General features: G+C 55.1%; 16 protein-coding genes and 2 pseudogenes. 10 read left to right on the forward strand and 8 right to left on the reverse strand.

The window, feature by feature from the left end; genetic code table 11:
- The first annotated feature begins 195 nt into the window (after window positions 1-195).
- From RGU44_RS06740 to RGU44_RS06750, 3 genes and pseudogenes are all read left to right on the forward strand, one after another.
- Window positions 196-654: an OsmC family protein gene (locus tag RGU44_RS06740; RefSeq protein WP_322216370.1), complete on the forward strand. Its 459-nt coding sequence runs from the start codon at window positions 196-198 to the stop codon at window positions 652-654.
- Window positions 655-703: 49 nt separating this feature from the next.
- Window positions 704-1,321 carry a class I SAM-dependent methyltransferase gene (locus RGU44_RS06745; protein WP_322216372.1) on the forward strand — a complete coding sequence of 206 codons (618 nt, stop codon included), beginning with the start codon at window positions 704-706 and terminating at the stop codon, window positions 1,319-1,321.
- A gap of 457 nt (window positions 1,322-1,778) precedes the next feature.
- Window positions 1,779-2,036, forward strand: a pseudogene (locus tag RGU44_RS06750) (PaaI family thioesterase); the annotation flags it as partial.
- Between the two features lie 22 nt (window positions 2,037-2,058).
- Here RGU44_RS06750 and RGU44_RS06755 read toward each other — a convergent pair.
- A protein-coding gene (locus tag RGU44_RS06755) for an IS3-like element ISPpu4 family transposase (RefSeq protein WP_250690811.1) occupies window positions 2,059-3,611 on the reverse strand; the annotation gives its coding sequence in 2 pieces (ribosomal slippage) (window positions 2,059-3,149 and window positions 3,149-3,611; 1,554 coding nt in all).
- Between RGU44_RS06755 and RGU44_RS06760 the strand changes: the two genes are divergently transcribed.
- Window positions 3,596-3,880, forward strand: coding sequence for a hypothetical protein (locus tag RGU44_RS06760; RefSeq protein ID WP_322216373.1), 285 nt, complete (start codon window positions 3,596-3,598; stop codon window positions 3,878-3,880). The genes RGU44_RS06755 and RGU44_RS06760 overlap by 16 nt on opposite strands.
- A gap of 33 nt (window positions 3,881-3,913) precedes the next feature.
- Here RGU44_RS06760 and RGU44_RS06765 read toward each other — a convergent pair whose 3' ends face one another.
- Window positions 3,914-5,179, reverse strand: a complete 1,266-nt coding sequence (locus tag RGU44_RS06765; RefSeq protein WP_322216375.1) for an ImmA/IrrE family metallo-endopeptidase — start codon at window positions 5,177-5,179, stop codon at window positions 3,914-3,916.
- An 813-nt stretch (window positions 5,180-5,992) separates the two neighbouring features.
- Between RGU44_RS06765 and RGU44_RS06770 the strand changes: the two are divergent.
- Window positions 5,993-6,436: pseudogene (locus RGU44_RS06770) on the forward strand (IS630 family transposase); the annotation flags it as partial.
- Between the two features lie 60 nt (window positions 6,437-6,496).
- Entirely contained in the window at window positions 6,497-6,763 is a 267-nt protein-coding gene (locus RGU44_RS06775; protein WP_322216377.1) for a Mu transposase C-terminal domain-containing protein, read from the forward strand.
- A 352-nt stretch (window positions 6,764-7,115) separates the two neighbouring features.
- Here the strand turns inward: RGU44_RS06775 and RGU44_RS06780 are convergent, their stop codons facing one another.
- The 3 genes from RGU44_RS06780 to csiR all read right to left on the reverse strand — a co-directional run bounded on the left by RGU44_RS06780 (window position 7,116) and on the right by csiR (window position 10,550).
- Complete coding sequence (locus tag RGU44_RS06780; RefSeq protein WP_322216379.1) at window positions 7,116-8,333, reverse strand: hypothetical protein; 1,218 nt, start codon at window positions 8,331-8,333, stop codon at window positions 7,116-7,118.
- Window positions 8,334-8,866: 533 nt separating this feature from the next.
- Window positions 8,867-9,373 carry a hypothetical protein gene (locus RGU44_RS06785; protein ID WP_322216382.1) on the reverse strand — a complete coding sequence of 169 codons (507 nt, stop codon included), beginning with the start codon at window positions 9,371-9,373 and terminating at the stop codon, window positions 8,867-8,869.
- A 469-nt stretch (window positions 9,374-9,842) separates the two neighbouring features.
- The gene (csiR, locus tag RGU44_RS06790) at window positions 9,843-10,550 is read right to left on the reverse strand and encodes a DNA-binding transcriptional regulator CsiR (protein ID WP_322179285.1); all 708 of its coding nucleotides are present in this window, start codon (window positions 10,548-10,550) and stop codon (window positions 9,843-9,845) included.
- 194 nt (window positions 10,551-10,744) lie between these two features.
- On the opposite strand from csiR, the gene glaH reads away from it, so the two are divergent.
- The 3 genes from glaH to RGU44_RS06805 all read left to right on the forward strand — a co-directional run bounded on the left by glaH (window position 10,745) and on the right by RGU44_RS06805 (window position 14,527).
- The gene (glaH, locus tag RGU44_RS06795) at window positions 10,745-11,722 is read left to right on the forward strand and encodes a glutarate dioxygenase GlaH (protein ID WP_322179284.1); all 978 of its coding nucleotides are present in this window, start codon (window positions 10,745-10,747) and stop codon (window positions 11,720-11,722) included.
- Window positions 11,723-11,811: 89 nt separating this feature from the next.
- On the forward strand, window positions 11,812-13,071 hold the full coding sequence (lhgO, locus tag RGU44_RS06800) for an L-2-hydroxyglutarate oxidase (RefSeq protein ID WP_322216384.1): 1,260 nt from the start codon (window positions 11,812-11,814) through the stop codon (window positions 13,069-13,071).
- Between the two features lie 79 nt (window positions 13,072-13,150).
- A complete protein-coding gene (locus RGU44_RS06805) occupies window positions 13,151-14,527 on the forward strand; it encodes an aspartate aminotransferase family protein (protein ID WP_322179282.1) in 1,377 nt (458 codons plus the stop codon).
- Between the two features lie 202 nt (window positions 14,528-14,729).
- On the opposite strand, the gene RGU44_RS06810 is transcribed toward RGU44_RS06805, so the two are convergent.
- Genes RGU44_RS06810 through RGU44_RS06820 form a run of 3 tightly spaced genes read right to left on the reverse strand, consistent with a single transcriptional unit; the run spans window position 14,730 to window position 18,341 of the window.
- Complete coding sequence (locus RGU44_RS06810; RefSeq protein ID WP_322179281.1) at window positions 14,730-15,755, reverse strand: histone deacetylase family protein; 1,026 nt, start codon at window positions 15,753-15,755, stop codon at window positions 14,730-14,732.
- A 12-nt stretch (window positions 15,756-15,767) separates the two neighbouring features.
- Entirely contained in the window at window positions 15,768-16,997 is a 1,230-nt protein-coding gene (locus RGU44_RS06815) for a Zn-dependent hydrolase (protein WP_322216387.1), read from the reverse strand.
- Between the two features lie 18 nt (window positions 16,998-17,015).
- Window positions 17,016-18,341 (reverse strand): MFS transporter, encoded by a 1,326-nt coding sequence (locus tag RGU44_RS06820; RefSeq protein ID WP_322179279.1) that lies wholly within the window; start codon window positions 18,339-18,341, stop codon window positions 17,016-17,018.
- A gap of 161 nt (window positions 18,342-18,502) precedes the next feature.
- Here RGU44_RS06820 and RGU44_RS06825 point away from each other — a divergent pair, with 161 nt between their 5' ends.
- Complete coding sequence (locus RGU44_RS06825) at window positions 18,503-19,459, forward strand: LysR family transcriptional regulator (RefSeq protein ID WP_322182685.1); 957 nt, start codon at window positions 18,503-18,505, stop codon at window positions 19,457-19,459.
- Window positions 19,460-19,651 lie beyond the last annotated feature (192 nt).

A 19,651-nucleotide genomic window follows, 5' to 3' on the forward strand; every position in this document is an offset into this window, starting at 1 on the left:
GTGAACTTTGACTGCGTTAGGTGAATGTAGGCGTTAGCCCTGTTTCAAGTTGCAACCTTCCAACGGCAGAGGTTGCTAATGGATCGACTCAGTTGGTTGAGTTCCCTCGAATGATTCGGGGCACGATAGTTCGAACGACCGAGTTGCCCTAAGGCTTCTCAGGCTTTATTCACCCTTCAAAGGAATATCGCGGACATGACCCTGAAAACTATTAGCGCACATGGCACCCTCGGTTCAGGCTTTGCAGTCGAAGTGACTTGCGGTGAGCACCACGTCATCATGGATCAGCCCAAGCATGCGGCTGGACAGGATACTGGGCCTACTCCGCTGGAGCTAATTCTCGCCGCGATTGCTGGATGCTTTGGCACCATTGGCCGCTTTCTTGCCCATCAGCGCAAAATTGAACTGCGCGGCATGCGCTTTGAAATTCAGGCTGATTACGATCCTGCCGGATTACTTGGGCGGGATATTTCTATTCGACCAGGATTTCAGGCATTACGAGTGTTGGTAGAGATTGATGCCGATCTAAGTCTTGAAGAAAAGCAGGCGTTTTTGCAAGAAGTAGAGCGTCGCTGCCCACTGGCTGACAATTTGACTCATGGCACTCAGCTATACAGTCAACTCGTAGATCGTGAATCGCCAAAAACTTTGTAGGCGTGCACTACACCTCCCTGTTCCGCAAAGACAGCTCAGAGGAATCACTATGCAATCCAAGGAGCACTGGGAAAACGTCTACACGACCAAAGCCGCTGATGAGGTGAGTTGGTTTCAAGAGCACGCCGCACTCTCTCTCAAGTTGATTCGAGAGGCGGGTGTACCGCTTACAGCTTCGATCATTGATGTTGGCGGCGGCGCATCAACACTGGTTGATGATCTCTTGGCTAACGGTTATGAAAACGTCACGGTTCTTGACCTTTCCGGAAAAGCTCTTGCTACGGCAAAAGCCAGGCTCGGCACGCTAGCTTCGAAGGTACAGTGGCTAGAAGCGAATATCATCGAAACCAAGCTTGATTCGAACGCCTACGACGTGTGGCATGACAGGGCCGTATTTCATTTTTTAACCACTACAGAAGAGCGGCATGCTTATGTCCAGGCTGTACTTAGGGCGGTTAAACCAGGCGGTCTGGTAATCGTGGCAACTTTTGCAGAGGATGGGCCAAGCAAGTGCAGTGGCTTGTCTGTCATGCGTTACGATGCCAATGAGCTTCATGCTGAATTCGGTGAGCCGTTTGTCATGCTTGGACATGAAAAAGAGTCTCACCATACACCTGGGGGCGATGAGCAGAAGTTTGTTTACTGTTTTTGTCGCAAGGTAATCTGAGTAGTGAATTGCCTCTGATTTTTTAGACACATCTGAGCGACTTCTTTTAGCTTATTTTAGGGAGGCGCTAATTTATTCAAAAAACCAGTTGTTGCTCTCAGATGAATCAAGACCTCCAGCGTTTCTGGAACGAAATACCGAATAAGTCAGCGCGTCCTTAGCAATCGTCAATGTTCGTACTAGGCTGCGGACTCAACCGGTGTTAACTGAGCTGGAAATTCTTCTACGGACTTTTCAACGGTAGGCGGCCCTGATTTGGCAAAAACTTTACTGCGTTAATCGTTGATTTCAGAGCGATCGGTATTGCTAAGCGCTCAGGTTGATCGGGTGAGTTAGGCTGTGGTGGTTCAACGATATATTGTTTAAAAGGGTTGAGAGTCTGCAATTCTTCATGTTAATACGCCAGCAATTAGTTAAACTTCGGTAATCCGATAACAAATCAACAAAAGGACAATCGATGACTACCCACGTTCTTCCATTGCAAGATCAGGCGGCCCCGGAAGGCATCTGTTTCGGGTGCGGAAGTGCACACCCAAGCGGTCTCCACATAAAAAGCCACTGGGATGCCGACGGAGTTCATGTGGTGTGCAAACACACTCCAGCCCCTGAGTTTACTGGCTGGCCAGATTTGGTTTACGGTGGTTTCATTGCAATGTTAGTAGACTGCCACTCGAACTGGACTGCGATGGCCTATCACTATCGGCGTTTTGCAAGGTAGTTGTCGCGTCAGCTGTGTTTTATGCGGCTATTTTCAGTGTCGGTAACTCCCTTTCCGGATTGAGTGTGACCGCGCCGATGGGCTGCCAATTGCGTGTCGCACCTGACCAGCGATGTGGATGTTGATTACGAGCTTGCTGATACAGGGCATGACGCTTGGCCAAGATCTCTTGATCATCTCCTCGATGACGCTGCGCCGGGGTCACGAAGCGGATGCGGCTGTGGCGGTGTTGGTGGTTGTACCAGCGGATAAAATCGCGCACCCAGCTGCGTGCCGCGTCCAAATCTGCAAAACCACCAGGAGGCCATTGCGGGCAATATTTCAGGGTTCTAAACAGCGATTCTGAGTAGGGATTATCGTTACTCACCCGTGGTCGTCCGCGTGACGGGGTGATGCCGAGTTCGTACAGTTTGCTCAGCAACGTCACCGATTTCATCGGTGCACCGTTGTCCGAGTGCAGCACTAGGGGCCGTCCGGCGCAGCGTTCGGTGAGCACGGTGCGCTGCATCAGTTCGGCCGCCAGCTCGCCACTTTCTTGCTCGTAAACTTCCCAGCCCACGGCCTTTCGGCTGTAGATGTCCTCGATCAAATACAGATAGTAGTACTTCCCACGCACTGGCGATGGCAAGTAGGTGATGTCCCAAGACCAGACCTTATTGGCTGTGGTTGCGCTGTGAGTTGTCGGCGCAGCATGCTTGTGCGGTGCATGGCTGCGGCCACGTCGGTGCTGCTGATCAGCTTCCTTCAGGACGCGGTAAAAGGTTGCCTCTGAGGCCAGATAACGACCTTGATCGGCCAGTATCGGGACGATCTGGCTGGGCGGCAGGCTGACGAATGGCGGACTGTTGCAGACCTCTAAAATAGCGCAACGCTCCTGTTCACTCAGGGCATTAAGTGGTCGCGGACGTGACGTGGTGGTGCGCACGTCGGCCTGCATCACAGGCGTCAGCGCCCAGCGTTGCAGGCTGCGCAGCGACAGCCCGATCTCCGCGCTGGCAATAGTTTTGCGTGCACCAGAAGCAACGGCTTGGTTAAAACGTTCAACGAGTTGTTGCCGTTCTGGCAGCGAGGTCAGACGTCCTCGCTGTCGTTTCCCCAGAAGGCATTCATCTTTTTTCGCAGCACCAGAATCGCGGCGGTTTCTGCGAGCGCCTTGTCCTTGCGCCGCAGTTCACGCTCCAACTCGGCGATGCGTTTTTTGTCGGCGCGCGCCTGTTCTCGCTCGGCCTGGCGCTGTGCCTGGGCTGTTAGCTGGCCACTGATGCAGGCCTGTCGCCAAGCGCCGATTTGCTCGGGGTACAAACCCTTGCTGCGACAGTATTCGCTAAGCTCGATCTCGCTCAACGTGGCCGTGTGCAACACCGCTGCGAACTTGGCTTCAGCCGACCAGTTATCGGCACTGCTTTTATCTCCGGGCACCACTGCGCCTCCTGCTTTGAGCTTGGTTCGCCAAGCATACAGGGTGGCTTGAGAGATGCCTTCTTGACGCGACAACTCGGCCACGGACATGTTTTGAGGCGGCAGCAATTTGTTGATAAGGGCCGCTTTACGCTCAGGTGAATAGCTCGACATTACAGCTCTCTTTGGCGCCCCCGATCTATCGTTTTGATAAATCAGCTCAGGCGACAACTAGCCTGACACCGGGGGCCTATTCGGCGACCGCAGATGTGGAAGCGGTGGCTGAATATGATGAGCGCTTGGGCGCCTTCTACCAGCGCGAGGGGATGAAGTCTTCCGGGTGGTCGGAGCAGGTGATTAACAGGCTTCAAAGCGTCTCCAACCTGCACGGGCGCGAGGAGCTTGTCGAGGAGCTAAAACGGATGGGGTTTGGGCTACGCTAAGCCCATAACGGCCACAAGGCGAAGCAAGGTGAATCATGCTTCGACCAACATCCCTAAACCGCGTAAACGAATGGCTACTGCGCTTTTTGACACTTGAAAATATTGGCTCAATGCATGGAGCACCAGATGATAATTCCTGACATTATCACACTGGTCGTCGAGAAAAAGGGCACCATATCCCCGGTTGCGGATACCGTGATGCTCGACCAGAAGGGAAAAGGCTTCGAGGAATTGCCCCTTGGGCATAAGCAGGTAGGACGCAAATGTGTTCGCCTGCCATTCAAGGCGCTGCAATTCACTTTTAGGGATTGCGATGTGTTCACTGTGATCGATGTCGCTAGGGCGCAGGCTCTCACGAGCAATATAACGCCCGTGATCGAGATAATGGTGCCCCAACTCGTGGGCAAGCGTGAATCGGGTCATATGTGCTGTTTTATCTGCAGAGAAGATCTTTATCTCGCAGGGGGCGAAGGTAATGCTCCCTAATACGGAACTGGGCCCAGCGGCATAGGTCACGGTCAAGGTGCCTGATCTGGTAGCGCCGGCGACCACAGCGTCAAGATCGACTGCGCCACGTGTATAACCCGCAGACCGCAAGATATGTCCCGATAAGTCTTCTATCCGGTGCCTGGGTATATAGGTGATCCTGAGGAGTGGCGGGCGAGGCGCGCGAATGATTTTCAAGATGGCTGGATCCAGGCCGCCGGCGAGATCAAGGCCTGACCAGATACCGTCCCAAGCGTTGGTGTACCCTCCAGGGGTAACAGCATAAGCGCCCGAAAGAGTGGGTCTGAAGGCAGTGTGGGTCAGAGCGTACTCAATTTCAGCGCGCTTTCTCGATGAGGCGTTGCTCACGCCAGTGAGCAGGGCCCGGGCCAGCTCCCATTGAAAGCCTTCGTCTGGGAAATACCGAATAACGCCGAATCCCTGATTCCTGGCGATGTTCAAAGTGCCGGACTGAAAGGCGCTTGCCGATACGAAGACCCCTTTTGCGTTGAATCCAGTCACCTGCCGGATCTTGGAGCTGAACTCCTCGATATCGCCAACGGGAACGGTGCCCGCATAATTTTTGCATTCGACAAGAACGATCATTGACGGCTTAGGTTGGCCAGGGAGGAAAATTTCTATGGCGATGTCGAAAACGATGTCGTCCTCTCGATCGCGAGAGTAGTAGCGTTTCTTCCTGGATATCCGGCAATGCTCAGGCTTGCAAAAGAAGCGACCTTCATCGATCTCGCGACTCAGAAACTGGAAAACCTGTTCCTCGAAAAGGTCGCCTTTGACGTAGGTACTGAGCACTGTTGGTTCCATCCCGGTGATAGGTAGTCTGGTTTTCTTAGCACTGCGTGCTGCCAGGCTGTGAGTGTGGTCTGAGGATCGGCGTTGACGAATCCCCCCATTGGCCGGCCTAGCTGCTACCCCAAGTCACAGGGCAAGGCTGGGGGCAAGCCCCCATTTAATGGTTGGTCTAGCCGAAGCGCATTTTGTGATACCTAACATTTTCGACAGCGAGCCGGAATACTGCAAGGCAGGCCGAAAGGGATGCCGCTTCAGTTTCGCAACGACGCGCTAGAACTTCTAGCCCGGGGTAGTCGAAAGCACTAGAGGAACCCGGTATTTATCAATGAAAGCCAGCGCGCGCTCACTGTAATCGGCATACATATCTGTGAGGAGCTCTTTCACGTTCAAAATACCAACCATCGGCTTGTCAGAAAAATCGACTTGGATGTCGGCACCATGGCGAAGTCGCATATGCGGAACTGGAGTCCGTCGAGCCGTCGAAAATACGCCGCCAAGCTGAGATAACCTTCCGGCGAGCTAACTGATCGATACCCGGCGCGTTCTATCCAGTGATCTGCCAATCCCAGATGGCAGGCGTGGCAGGTATTAAGAGGAAGGTGAGGGCAGGTAAGTCCTGCTCGATGTCACGAATAATGCGTGGTGGATGCCAAGATGCCCCGTCCGAACAACGGCGCTGTCGCGGACAACGGCAGCTTCAGCCTGGAAGACTGGCGTTTCGGCAATACGCTTTCCGGCACATTCCAGGTCGTTAGTACACTTCGTATACTAACTAACGAGGGCTGCGAACCTAGCCGGTTGTGACCATGCATTTTCGACATCATGACCGGCCAAGTAATCGGACGGATTACCCAGCGCCATCGAGCCAGGGAGTTTCTGGCTTTTCTGCAACAGATTGACCGCAGCACGCCAGCCGGACTGGATCTGCATGTGATTCTGGATAACAGTTCGACCCAAAAAACTGCGGCAATCAAGCAGTGGCTGGAAAAGCATCCGCGTTTCAAATTGCACTTCACACCGACCAGCGCGTCTTGGCTAAACGCCGTGGAAGGCTGGTTTGCGCAGCTGGAAAGACGAGCGTTGTACCGGGCCGCCTTCACCAGCGTCGCCGACCTGAAGGCGGCTATCCGGCAATTTATCGAGGTTCACAATGAGCACTCAGCCAAGCCGTTCAAGTGGAATAAAACGGCTGAGGCCATCATTAGCTCGGTACATAAGGCGAAGCTGAGCGTGATAAAAAATAAATTAATGGATTAACCGCTCAGGCCACTAGTTACTAATGCTCTGGCAAGACAACGATCATCTCAAGGGAACAAAATGGACATCATCCGAACAGTCACTTCTCAGGGTGTGTGGTTTCGCAACAGGCTGTATAGGTCGGACGCACTCAAAGCCTTGGTAGGTCAACGCGTAGAACTCCGGTTCGATGGCCCAGCGATGGATCGTGCCTTGGTGATCCAGGGGGACAGCGTTATAGACGTCAGGCTCTGGGAGCTCGGCAATCCTAGGAGGATTGATTCACTACCCACAGCTGCCGGTGATCGCTCGGCGAATTGGCCGCTCAAGCCGCGCGCTTCCGACTGACCAGGTCTGCATCTCATCCGGTAGCCAGGAACACATTTCTATAAAGCCTTGATGCTTCTCCTGTACAAGCTATGCCCGCAGCCTTCACGTGCTTAGAATCATGAAGCGCGAAACGCCAGGGGGAGGGCGAGGGCCCACCACATCACCAGCTCCAGGATATGTGATGCGCTCACTGCCCATCGTCCTGTGCCTCAGGCAAGCGGAGCGCGCAGGCGTGAGGATGGGAGCCCGCAGGGTCAAGACTACCGCCTCGCGGGAGACTTGATTCACGACAGCCGAGCTCGTAGAGCCACGCCCTAAAAGGACTGCGCAGCCGTATCTGTCGATCCCTCGTGAAAATTTCCCAAGCATTCTACCTGACACGTTGGGCATTCTTACGACGACGCTGAGATAGGTGCATGGGCCCGTAGGTCTTCCAGGTAAAGCTCGAGGATCTTCGAATCGTTGTAAACGTCATTTGTCTGAACTTGCTTTCGACCTTCGCGATTGCCGCGTCTGTACAAGCGCAAGCCGCATCCGCAAGTCGTTTACCAAATTCCACTATGTGTTGATGGAGAGCATCCGGCACGTAGCTCAGGCTTCCATCATTGGTAGGAAATGCAGGCGCTGGTGGCAACGGTTCGTCGGGGTCAATTGCGTACCATTCGAGGTAACGCTCCAGATGAGCCGAGAACTCTTGGGAAAGCTCCATCATTGTCGTCGGCAGCAAACCGTTGTCGAAAACCCAGCCACCATCTGAGTTCTTTTGAAACTGGCTCAAAGACTGGACGTGGGAGATTCTTATGCGGGTGAAACGGGCAATCGCCATGTAGAACAGGATCTGCTCCGGTCGTAATACCCGAACGGCGCCGTCCACGATTTGTTGGAATGCCCAATCCAGCTCATGGGGCTCGAGGATGATCAAAGGCCGGCTCACAGCCAAGGTTTTAAGGACATCATTTGGGATGTCCTGCGCAGGATTGGGTCTTGGCTGGGTGCCTGAGGCATCGCTGCTGGCATTGCTTCTGGCATCCGTTGCAGGGCCGCCGGATGAGGAGTTTTCAGAAATATAGAAAGCGAAAAAATCCTTCACGACCTTGGCGCAGCGGCGCAAATCCCGACGGCTTGGCTTCGCACCGCCTGTACTATCAATATGTCGGTAAAAGAGATTCCAGTGGTCATTGATAGGTCGATTTTGGAAGGCCTGTCCCGTTGACCACATGTATTTCTGGTTTGACGAAGTTGCACACCAGGCAATCGGCGGATAACACAGAAATTCGAGAAATTTCAGGAAGTCGGGCGTTTCCCAGTCCAGTAGTGAAATGCCGGTTTTGAAGCTCCAGTTCAGCATCTGCTCGAGGTATCGGCAGGTCTGAGTATAGAGAGGCTTGGCCCAACCTGGGGCCCACCAGTGAGAGGAATATTCCAGGAAAAGCGAGCAGTACAGGATGCTCAGGTACGCCTGGCATGCTGGATCGACGTTGCCGAGCCTACGTCGAACGGCTAGGTTTTCCGGAACATCAGTTGAGCCAACGGGCTTCCAATCTTCGTACGGCGCAAAGATGGGGAATGGAGTGAACGGTGCGGGCATAAGCGCTCCCACGAGCTACAATCTCGTTGAGGGTTTTGGATTAGTTCAGATTAGCTTGAAGACGATAATCTGTATTGGTGAGGTATTTATAGCGTGAATTAAGTTCGGTAGTGTTCGACCTGATCAGTGACTTGTAGTGATAACTAAGTTAGTGACGGTCACTGTTTTGGTGACGATCCTAGAGTTGGTGATGATGACTGGAGTGGTGAGCATTAACTCATTTCGAGTATGGGTTGCGCGAGTGGTGAGGATTCGATCGGGCTTCGCAGGTTCGTGAAACGGGAGATGAGGAAATGGTTGAGGAGCGGGTCGTGAGGGTGTTGATTTATAGGGATTTCGGGGGTTTGTGGAATCGAGTACGTAGGTTAGTGGAAACAGACAGCTGCTCATGAACATATCTAACATAGCACATCGTTTAACATAATATACATTATGCGAACCGTCCTATACGGGGCTGGGGGGCTCTGGTGGTCAGATTTGAAGGCAGGCACTGCCTCCTGCCGGCGTTTTCGCGGACGCGAAAATCAAAGCCCTCACAACCGGGTGCTGACTGGTTGACGCGTCATTTCCTCCAGCACCCGGTCCAAATGCGGCGCGAGCTTCAGCACATCAAGGTCAACGGCTTGAACCGAATTGGCTTCATATGGATATCGAGTGCCGACGAACAGCTTCGAACAAGCCGTGATCCATTTTTCCAGTGGAACGCCTGGAGCCAATCGCTCTGAGGTTTCACGTAGCTGGTTGGCCAGCTCCATGGGGATCGCGTTGTACAGATCAATCAAGCCATGCCTGTTTCCAGGCAAGCCGGCGATCAAACGCAAATGCCCCTCAGGATCATATTCAGTCCTTGGAAAACGAGGGTCAGCCTCTACAAGGAACGACTTAAGAAGTAGCTCCGAAGCTAGCGCCGAGTTCATAACGGCAGGCCAAGAGAGATTCATATCACCATCTAAGGCCCTTTGCTCGAGGATCTGCGCAGCCCTCAGAAAAGCACGAGCCTCTTCAATAACCCAGGTGCTTGGCAAAGGCTCAAAATCCATGATTCATTGCTCCAGATATTAAGTAGGTGAAAAACGCCTGAAAGCCTCGGAATACGTGGCTTGTTACCAATTACACGTGCATCCATGCGGCCTTGAAAGATACCGCACATGCTTGAAAGATAGCGACCAGGGATGAACGAACCCTAGTTCATTTAATGAGCTACCCTCCTCCATTAATAACGGACAATTATAACTAAACTAAATTACCATTTAGATGAGCTATTATTCAGACGGCATAAAACTATCACCCCACGGTTGTCCACGCGCTCAATTGTGAGCGCCCTCCTCTAATGAAATATGCTGCACTCAGCATGCGCATGAGCTGAAAAGGTTCCTACATTGTTTGAGCGTTCCTTTCGCATTTAATGTAGTACTCTAGCCTTGGTAGTCCAAATCAAGTGCTGCCAAAGGGTCCTCGTGTTTAGAACCCGCCACCGCCAAATGCTGCCCGACTCGCTGAGCGCCAAGCTCAAAGAGCAGCGGCAGCCTTGCCCAGACCGCCGCGCTGCATAACCTCGACGATGATTGGCACTGGAGTCATCAGGTGGTTGCGCATCATTGCTGTTGCACGAACGGTATCGCGGGCGAGGATGGCTTCGACCAGCGCGGCATGTTCCTCGCGCTTGAGCTTCAGGGCTTCGTCAGAAAAAACCGTTTGTGTCAGCCACAGGTGGCGGTAGCGCTCGGCTTGGTCAAACAGGTAGGTACGCGCCTGGAGTAAATGCTTGGAGCCGCAGCCAGCCGCAATGGCACTGTGGAAAGTCTTGTGCCGCTCATCCCAGACGTCGAGCACCTGCTCGCGGGTTTTCACGTCCATTACCTTAGATAGCGTATGGGACTGCGCGAGTATCTGAGCCTCCCAGGCGTCGTCGCCGCGTTCGATGGCCAGGCCGACAATCATGGCTTCCAGGTTGGCGCGGGCATCATAGATGTCCTGCATTTCCTGCAGCGACATGGGCGCTACGCGGTAACCTTTCTGGCTGATTACCACCACTAGGTGTTCAGCCACCAGTTGTGACAAAGCTTCTCGCAGTGGGCCTACACCAAGGTCATAACGTTCCTTCAGCCCGCTCATAAGGAGCTTCTCTCCAGGCTTGAAGACTCCACGGATGATGTCCCGCTTAAGCCGCTCATACCCGCTGAATACAGAGTTCTGCCTGGGGGTGAGGCTATCCAAGGTACTGCTCCTCAACTCGTCAAAGTCTCCATCATACCTAAACATCTACTGACCGAAAAATATTAGACAATGAAGTATTTTGTCTCTTCTTTTTAAAAACGTAGACATTTTATGTTAATGGCGATATTTTCATTCCTGCTTGACCCAGATCAACACGGGAAAGCGATTTTCACCCCACTTTGCCAGGAGCCGCCATGAACGCCTTTACTCAGATTCAGGACCTTGTGATGCCGCTGCCGTCGGAAAGCAAGGGCTTCACCCTCGCCCCTTCCAAGCAGTCACCTCGCCTTCTTGAGCTGACCTTCGCCAAGGAAACCGTCGACGCGTTCGTTAGTGCTGTTGCCGAGTGGCCGGTACAGGCACTGGAGTACAAGTCGTTCCTGCGCTTTCGTGTCGGTCAGATCCTTGACGATCTGTGCGAAGGTACTCTGCGCCCGGTTCTGATCAACACCATCCTGGATCGCGCCACCGGCGGCATGCTGATCACCCCTGAAGGCCTGTGCGACGTGACCCAGGCCGATGACATGGTCAAGTTCTCTTCGGCAGTGGCGCATCTGATTGGTCGCTCCAACTTTGATGCCATGAGCGGCCAGTTCTACGCGCGCTTCGCAGTGGTCAACACCGACAATTCCGACAGCTATCTGCGCCAGCCACACCGTGTGATGGAGTTGCATAACGACGGCACATTTGTCCAAGAGCGCACCGACTACGTGCTTATGATGAAGATCGACGAGCAGAACATGGAAGGCGGCAATACCCTGCTGCTGCACCTGGACGACTGGGAAGACCTGAGCCACTACTGCACGCACCCGCTGGCCCGCCGTGAAATGCGCTTCACCGCGCCACCGAGCAAGAACGTGCGTGAAGACGTGTTCCATGCGGTGTTCGACAACGACGCTGAAGGCCGCCCGACCATGCGTTACATCGACCAGTTCGTGCAGCCCAAGGACTTCGAGGAAGGCATCTGGCTGACCGCCATGAGCGAGTCCCTGGAAGGCAGCCAGAAGAAGGTATCGGTACCGGTGCCGGTCGGTAGCTTCGTCTTGGTCAACAACATGTTCTGGCTGCACGGCCGTGACCGCTTCACCGCCCACCCGGGCCTGCGTCGTGAGCTGATGCGCCAGCGTGGCTACATCAGCTACCAAAAAACCATGTACCAGCGCGGCCAGTAAGGTTTGCCAACAGCTGAAATGACGAGGGCCACCACGTGCGGTCCTCGTCATGCCTCAAATCAAAACGTAATTCAGGTGGGTGCAAGCTAATGGCTGCGTACGACTTCATTATCATCGGTGGCGGCATTGTGGGCATGTCCACGGCCATGCAACTGACCCAGGTTTACCCGGATGCAAAGATCCTCCTGCTGGAAAAAGAGTCCGGCCCGGCCAAGCACCAGACTGGCCATAACAGTGGCGTGATCCATGCCGGTGTTTACTACACACCCGGCAGCCTGAAGGCACGTTTCTGCCTGGAAGGTAACAAGGCGACCAAGGCCTTCTGCGACAAGCACAGTATCCGTTACGACGAGTGCGGCAAGCTGCTGGTGGCCACCAACGAGCTAGAAATGCAGCGTATGAGCGCGTTGTGGGACCGTACCGAAGCCAATGGCCTCAAGCGTGAGTGGTTATCGGCCTCCGAACTGCGTGAGCGCGAGCCGAACATCGTCGGTCTGGGCGGTATCTTCGTGCCGTCCAGCGGCATCGTGAACTACGCACAAGTCACCGTGGCCATGGGCCGTGAATTCGAAGCCGCCGGTGGCGAAATCCGCTACAACAGCGAAGTGGTTGCCATCGACGAGCGTCCCGATGAAGTGGTGGTGCGCACCGGCGATCAGGAGCATCACGGGCGTTTCCTGATCACCTGCTCGGGCCTGATGGCCGACCGCGTCGTGCGCATGCTGGGGATCAAGCCGAACTTCATCATCTGCCCGTTCCGTGGCGAGTACTACTTGCTGCCCAAGCAACACAACCAGATCGTCAACCACTTGATCTACCCGATCCCGGATCCGTCCATGCCATTCCTCGGCGTGCACCTGACCCGCATGATCGACGGCACCGTCACTGTCGGCCCCAACGCCGTGTTGGCGATGAAGCGTGAAGGCTATCGCAAAACCGATATCTCGCTGTCCGATATGTTCGAAACCCTGACCACTCCGGGCATTCTCAAAGTGCTGATGAAGAACCTGCGCCCCGGCCTGATCGAGATGAAAAACTCGCTGTTCAAGGGTGGTTACCTGAAAGAGGTTCAGAAGTATTGCCCCACCATAGCCAAGAGCGACCTCACCGCCTACCCGGCCGGTGTGCGCGCCCAGGCTGTCTCGCTGGACGGAAAGCTGATCGACGACTTCCTGTTCATCAACACCGCCCGTAGCGTTAGCGTTTGCAACGCCCCATCGCCCGCAGCGACGTCGGCCATCCCGATCGGTGCGTACATTGTCGACAAGGTCCGCGAGCAGTTAGCAAGCACCGGCGTCAGTTTCGTCAAACCGTACAACTCCGTTCGGGCTGCATCCACTGCAACCTGAGGCTGGGTGCCAAAGATGGGCGCCGCCGAGACACCATCGTGTCATCGAAACTTTTTCCTGTACCCATGAGTGCTAATCAATGAACAATAATAAATTGTCACTTGCCGAAAAAGACGTACAACACCAACTTCACCCCTACACCGATGCTCGTGTGCACGAGGAAGTCGGCCCGCTCATCATCGAGCGTGGCGAGGGCATCTATGTCTATGACGACCAGGGAAAACCCTACATTGAGGCCATGTCCGGCCTGTGGAGCGCAGCCCTGGGTTTCAGTAACGAACGCTTGATCAAGGCCGCAGAGAGTCAACTACGCAAGCTGCCCTTCTACCACCTGTTCGGCCACAAGGCGCACGCCCCCAGCATCGAACTGGCAGACAAACTGATCGAGCTGGCGCCGGTGCCGATGAGCAAGGTGTTTTTTACCAACTCAGGCTCCGAAGCCAACGACACCGTGGTCAAAATGATCTGGTATCGCAATAACGCCTTGGGCAAACCGGCCAAAAAGAAATTCATCAGTCGCATCAATGGTTACCACGGCATCACCATCGTCAGCGCCAGCCTTACTGGTCTGCCAGCCAACCAGCGCGGCTTCGATGTGCCGCTGCCAGGGTTCTACCATGTAGGCAACCCGCATCACTATCGCCATGCGCTGGCCGGCGAGAGCCAGGAGCAGTTCGCCGATCGCCTCGCCGCAGAGCTGGAAAATCTGATTCTTCGCGAAGGGCCGGAAACTATCGCCGCTTTTTACGGCGAACCGCTGATGGGCGCGGGGGGAGTGATTGTTCCGCCGCGCACCTACTGGGATAAAATTCAGGCGGTCTGCCGCAAGTACGACGTACTGGTTGTTGCGGACGAAGTGATTTGTGGCTTCGGCCGTACCGGCAACATGTTCGGCAGCGAGACCTTCGGTATTCGCCCGGACGTTATGGTGCTGTCAAAGCAGCTTTCCTCGTCCTATCAGCCGATCTCGGCGATTCTGATCAATGACGAGTTGTATCAAGGCATCGCAGACCAGAGCCATGCCCTGGGCACCCTGGGCCACGGTTTTACCGCCGGAGGCCATCCGGTCGCTGCCGCCGTAGCACTGGAAAACATCAAGATCATTGAAGAAGACAATCTGGTGCAGCATGCCGCCGCCATGGGCAAGATCCTCCAGGACGGGCTGAACCAATTAGCCGATCACCCGTTGGTGGGCGAAGTGCGTGGGCAAGGTCTGATCGCCGCTGTGGAGCTGGTCGCCGACCGTGCAAGCAAAGCCCCATTCGAGGTAACAGGCAAGCTCGGTCGCTACCTGGCCGGTCGCGCTCAGGAACACGGCATGATAACTCGCAATATGGGCGATGCTATTGCCTTCTGCCCTCCGCTGATTTCCAGCGAATCCGAGATCCGTTTGATCCTCGAGCGTTTTGCCCGCTCGCTTGAGGATACCCAACGCTGGTTCAACGCTAGCCGCTAGGTCGCCAGCGATCCCTGAGGGAGTTCTTCGCATGTAAAAAAGCCGCTCGCTTATAGTAAGTAAGCGGCTTTGCGGACCGGGCAATAGCACCGACTACTCAGTCGTTGCCGTTCCTGACTTTCGCAGGGCTTGGCTCTCACCACTCACTGCGAGTTGGAAATGCTTTTTTTACGTTGCTACGTGAAATCTGCAGTTCTCGGAACTAGCCCAGCCATGCCTCAGGGCTATCGAAAAACGCTCTAGCGTTGCTCTCCAGTGTTTCTAAGTGATAACCGCCTTCCTGCACAATCACGCATGGCACACCGAGGTCACGCACGCACTCGCCTAAACGGGCAAAGCCTTCACGAGTGACCGCCACTTTGCTTTGTGGGTCCAGCTCATAAATGTCGAAACCCAATGACAACACCAGTGCGTCGGCGGAAAACGCTTTTACCGCGGCCAGTGCCAGCTCCAACTTACCGAAGAAATCCGCTTCGCTGGCCCCATGGGCCATCGGAAGATTGAGGTTGTAACCCTCACCAGCCGCAACCCCACGCTCATCTGAAAAGCCTGCTACGCCGGGATAGAAATTGGTCGGGTCGCCATGAATCGACACATACAAAACGTCGTCACGATCATAGAAGATTTCCTGTATGCCCTGACCGTGATGCATGTCGGTATCCATCACAGCCACACGCTGGAAACCGTCACGCAACGCCTGGGCAGCAATCGCCGCGTTGTTCAGATAACAAAAACCGCCGGCGGCCTCAGCTCGGGCGTGATGTCCCGGCGGGCGGCATAGCGCATAGGCGGCAGGTGCACCTTCGAGCAAGGTCTTCGCCGCAGCTACCGCGCTTTGCGCTGACCAGTACGCCGAACGCCAGGTTAACTCACCGATCGGGCAACTCCCATCGGCCAGGTAACGCGCAGCCTGGGCGAGAATCCCCCGCAACGCATTGGGTTCGCGAACGAAGATATTAGACATCACCTCTTCGCCCCAATCTTCCGGCACTTCTTTCCAGCGTTGATGAGCCTCTTGCAAGAAAGCCAGGTAATGGCCTCCGTGGACGGCCAATAATGGATCAAGGCCGTAATCTTGCGGCTGTTGAATATCGAAACCCAGCGCCTGTGCCGCTTTTAGCAGATTGCAAGCACGCTCAGGTACTTCCTGAGGCGTACGCATCTGACCACGGGAGTAATAGCTGCGCGGATAATGGAGAAGTTGTTCGGGGTGAAAAAAACTACGCATCGGACTCTTTCCTTATTCAACCTGACCAGCACGGGTCAGTACTGCGTTGAGCAATACGTCAGTACCCCGACGCACATCTTCGGGCAACACATCTTCTGCTTCGTTGTGACTCAAACCGCCGACGCAAGGAATAAAGATCATTGCCGTCGGGCAGAACCGCGCAAGGTGAATGGCATCATGGCCGGCACCACTGACGATAGGCTGCTGGGCATAGCCCAAAGCGTCCACGGCTTGTTGCACGGCGGCCACGCAATCGGCATCGAATGGCGTGGCTGGGCTGATCCAGTGCGGATTGACACTAAGAGACAAGCCGCGCTTGGCGGCAATGTCTTGCAGGCGCGAACGGACCTGTTGCTCCATCACCTCAATGGCGGCATCGCGATGATGACGAAGGTCGACCGTGAAGTTCACCATCCCGGGGATGGTATTGCGCGACGACTTTGCAATGTTCAACTGGCCGACCGTGGTCAGCCCCTCGGGCGCGAAATCACCGGCCAACGCTTCCAGCGCCTGAATCATCTGCGCCGCGCCATACAAGGCATCCTTGCGCAATGGCATCGGCGTGGTGCCCGCATGAGCCGCCATGCCCTCAACGCATACGTCTAGCCAGCGTATGGCCTGGCCGCCGCTCACAACGCCAATACTTTTTGCGTTGTCTTCAAGGATTGGCCCCTGCTCGATGTGAGCTTCAAAATACGCGTCCACCGTCCCGCCTAGCGCACGCTGACCGTCATAGCCAGTACGCTTGAGTGCCTGCGCTACCGTCACACCGTCGTTGTCCTCGATGCTCAGCGCTTTTTCCAGCGCCAGCGTTCCGGTGAACACCGCAGAACCGAGCATGGCGGGAGTAAAACGTGCGCCCTCTTCATTGGTCCAGACCGCGATTTCAAGCGGTTTTCGGGTCTTAATCCCTAAATCATCCAGGCGCCGCACCACTTCCAACCCAGCCAACACGCCATAGACACCATCGAAGCGCCCACCTTCGGGCTGAGTATCCAGATGGCTACCCATCATTACCGGAGCCGCCTGCGGGTCAGTACCGGCACGTCGGGCAAACAGGTTGCCAATACCGTCAATACTCAGGGTCAGCCCTGCATCCAGGCACCAACCGCTGAATAGTTCACGACCGACCTTGTCTTCGCCACTCAGGGCCAGACGGCAACTCCCGCCCCGCGCCGTTGCGCCAATTTCGGCCATGGCCATAAGGCTGGCCCATAGGCGCTCGCCGTTGATTTTCAACATACAGATTCTCCAACGGTGTCAGGCGCTATGAGCCATTTCAAGGCGATGTGCATGGGCATGACGGCGGGAAAGTGCCAGCACGCAGAACAGAGATACGCCTGCGATCGAACTGTAGAACACTGCCATAGGCCACCACTGGCCGAGGTACTCATGGGCAAGCCAGGTGCCTATCAATGGCGTCAACCCGCCAGCCAGAGCGCCACACACTTGATAGGCCAGGGAGATAGCCGTGTAACGCACTCGAGTTTCGAACAGACCACTGACGTAACCAGCGATCACTGCGTAGAACGAAGCCATGCACACTACCGCCAGGGCAATACCGAAGATGATCAGCGGCGCCTGGCCGCTGCTCACCAACATGAACATCGGATACGGCGAAGCCATCGCTAACAGGCACATGGCACACAAGAAACGGGTCGCGCCCACCTTCTCGGCCACCCACGCCGCTAAAGGCTGAATGCAGAACTGGATGATCGCTACCACGAACAGGCATTCGAGAATCAACGAACGCGGCAAGTTGAGCTGTTGGGTGGTGTAGGCAATCATGAAGGTATTGGTGAAGTACACGCCTGCAATGCCCAGCGTGTTAGCGCCAATGCACAGTAGCAGTGGTCTCCAAGAGGTTTTAAGCACCTCTAGAACCGGCGCCTGCTCCTTGCGGTTAGAGACGGCACGAGCCCTGTCTGCGCGAGCTCTATCCTCGAGGAATTCAGGAGACTCACTGACACCGAGACGTATCACCAACCCCACCACGAGCAGCAGTGCGCTGGCGAGGAACGGCAAGCGCCAGCCCCAGCTCATCAAGTCTTCCTCAGACAACCGGGTGACCGCGCCGAACGCCAGCAGCGACAGAATCAGGCCCGCTGGGCTGCCTAGCTGAGCGAACGACGCGAAAAAATTGCGACGACCTTTGGGCGCATGCTCGCCAGCCATCAACACTGCGCCGCCCCACTCACCTCCGACTGCGATGCCCTGGACCACACGCAGCAGGATAAGCAGGACCGGTGCTGCAACGCCAACCTGCGTATAAGTCGGCAGCAGACCGATGCACACCGTCACCACGCCCATCATGACCAAGGTGATGATCAGAGACTTCTTGCGACCGATGCGATCACCGATATGACCGAAGACCACCCCACCCAGTGGACGGGCGAAGAAACCCACGGCGAAGGTGCCGAACGCGGCCATGGTACTGAAAAGCTTGTCTTCGGAAGGAAAGAACAGTTGGCCGAATACCAGAGCTGCCGCGGTGGCGTAAATGTAAAAGTCGTACCACTCAATCATGGTGCCGATGAATGCGGCTGCCGCAGCACGGCGCGGCTGTGGCGAAGCGGAAGGCTTCATGGGTCAGGCTCCTTTTGGTTTGTTTTTTTGGCAGGAGAAAGCGTGTCGCACATGCGCTCTTATGGCGCTTGATTGAAGTGATTTATCGTCTTGGGGCTATGATTAGTCAATTTTCTATTTATTATTTCAATTATAAATTCTGTTTATTATTGAGCGCCGTCATGCCAGATACCGATAACCCCAAGCTCCGCCGGAATGTGCATCCACTGCTCAACGATCGTCTGGACTGGAACCTGCTGCGCACCTTTCGAGTCATTGGTCAGGAGCTGAGCATCAGCCGCGCCGCAGCCCGTCTGCATTTGACCCAGCCTGCCATCAGCCAGGCGCTCAAACGGCTGGAGGAACAACTTGATTGCCAGCTCATCGCCCGACGCGGTCCACGCTTTGTTCTCACCGAAGCCGGTGAAGAGATCTTCGCCATTGCAGGTGAGATGTACGGCCAGGTCTCGCAGATGAGCAATGCCCTGCAAAAGCCGGGTGACGAGGTAATAGGCAAGGTGCGGCTGCTGATGATCAGCCGGATTTTCTCGGAACGTTTCGATGACTTCTTGGCCGCATTCCATCGACAGCACCCGAGGGTAGATCTAGACATAGAAGTCATGCGCAGCTCCGACATCGTCAGCGCGCTGCTGGAGAAAACCGCAACTCTGGGCTTGAGTCTCAATCGCCGGCCGCAGCCTCGCCTCGAACAACATTTGTTCCTGCGCCAGCGCTATGCGTTTTTTTGTGGTCGACACCACGCCCTGTTTGGCCGTGCAGGTTTGGCAGAAGGCGACCTGCAATCGGAAAATTTTGTCAGTTTCACGAGCGACCAGATTGGCGGGATGCTTTCGCCGCTGACCATCTTTCGCGACCAGCAAGGTTTCAGCGGACGCATCGTTGCATCATCGCCAAGCCTGGAAGAAGTGCGACGTCTTGTGATCGCCGGCTTCGGCCTTGGCTGCCTGCCGGTCCATGTTGTCGCTGACGATGAGAAGAACGGTCTGCTGTGGCGTTTGCCGCCTCACGACGGCATCGCAGATGTAGATATCCACCTGTTATGGAATCGAGACCAGAAAATGAGTCGCGCCGAGATGATTTTTATCGACAGTCTGACGGCACGACTGGCAGTCGATTGATTAAAAACCTTAGAGGTGATTTACAAGCCTGCCCACTCAACGACTCAGCATGCTGAGCCGTTGAGTGGGCAGGCTTTATATCTGTCATGGCTTGTCGAGAAACTTTGCCCCACTGCGTGGCTTGTGGTTCGTTGTCCTGAGCAACTGCATCGTTGTTTGAATCATCGAACCAGCGGCGTCTCAACCAGAGTG

It is taken from the genome of Pseudomonas sp. 5C2 (assembly GCF_034314155.1).
Lineage (GTDB): Bacteria > Pseudomonadota > Gammaproteobacteria > Pseudomonadales > Pseudomonadaceae > Aquipseudomonas.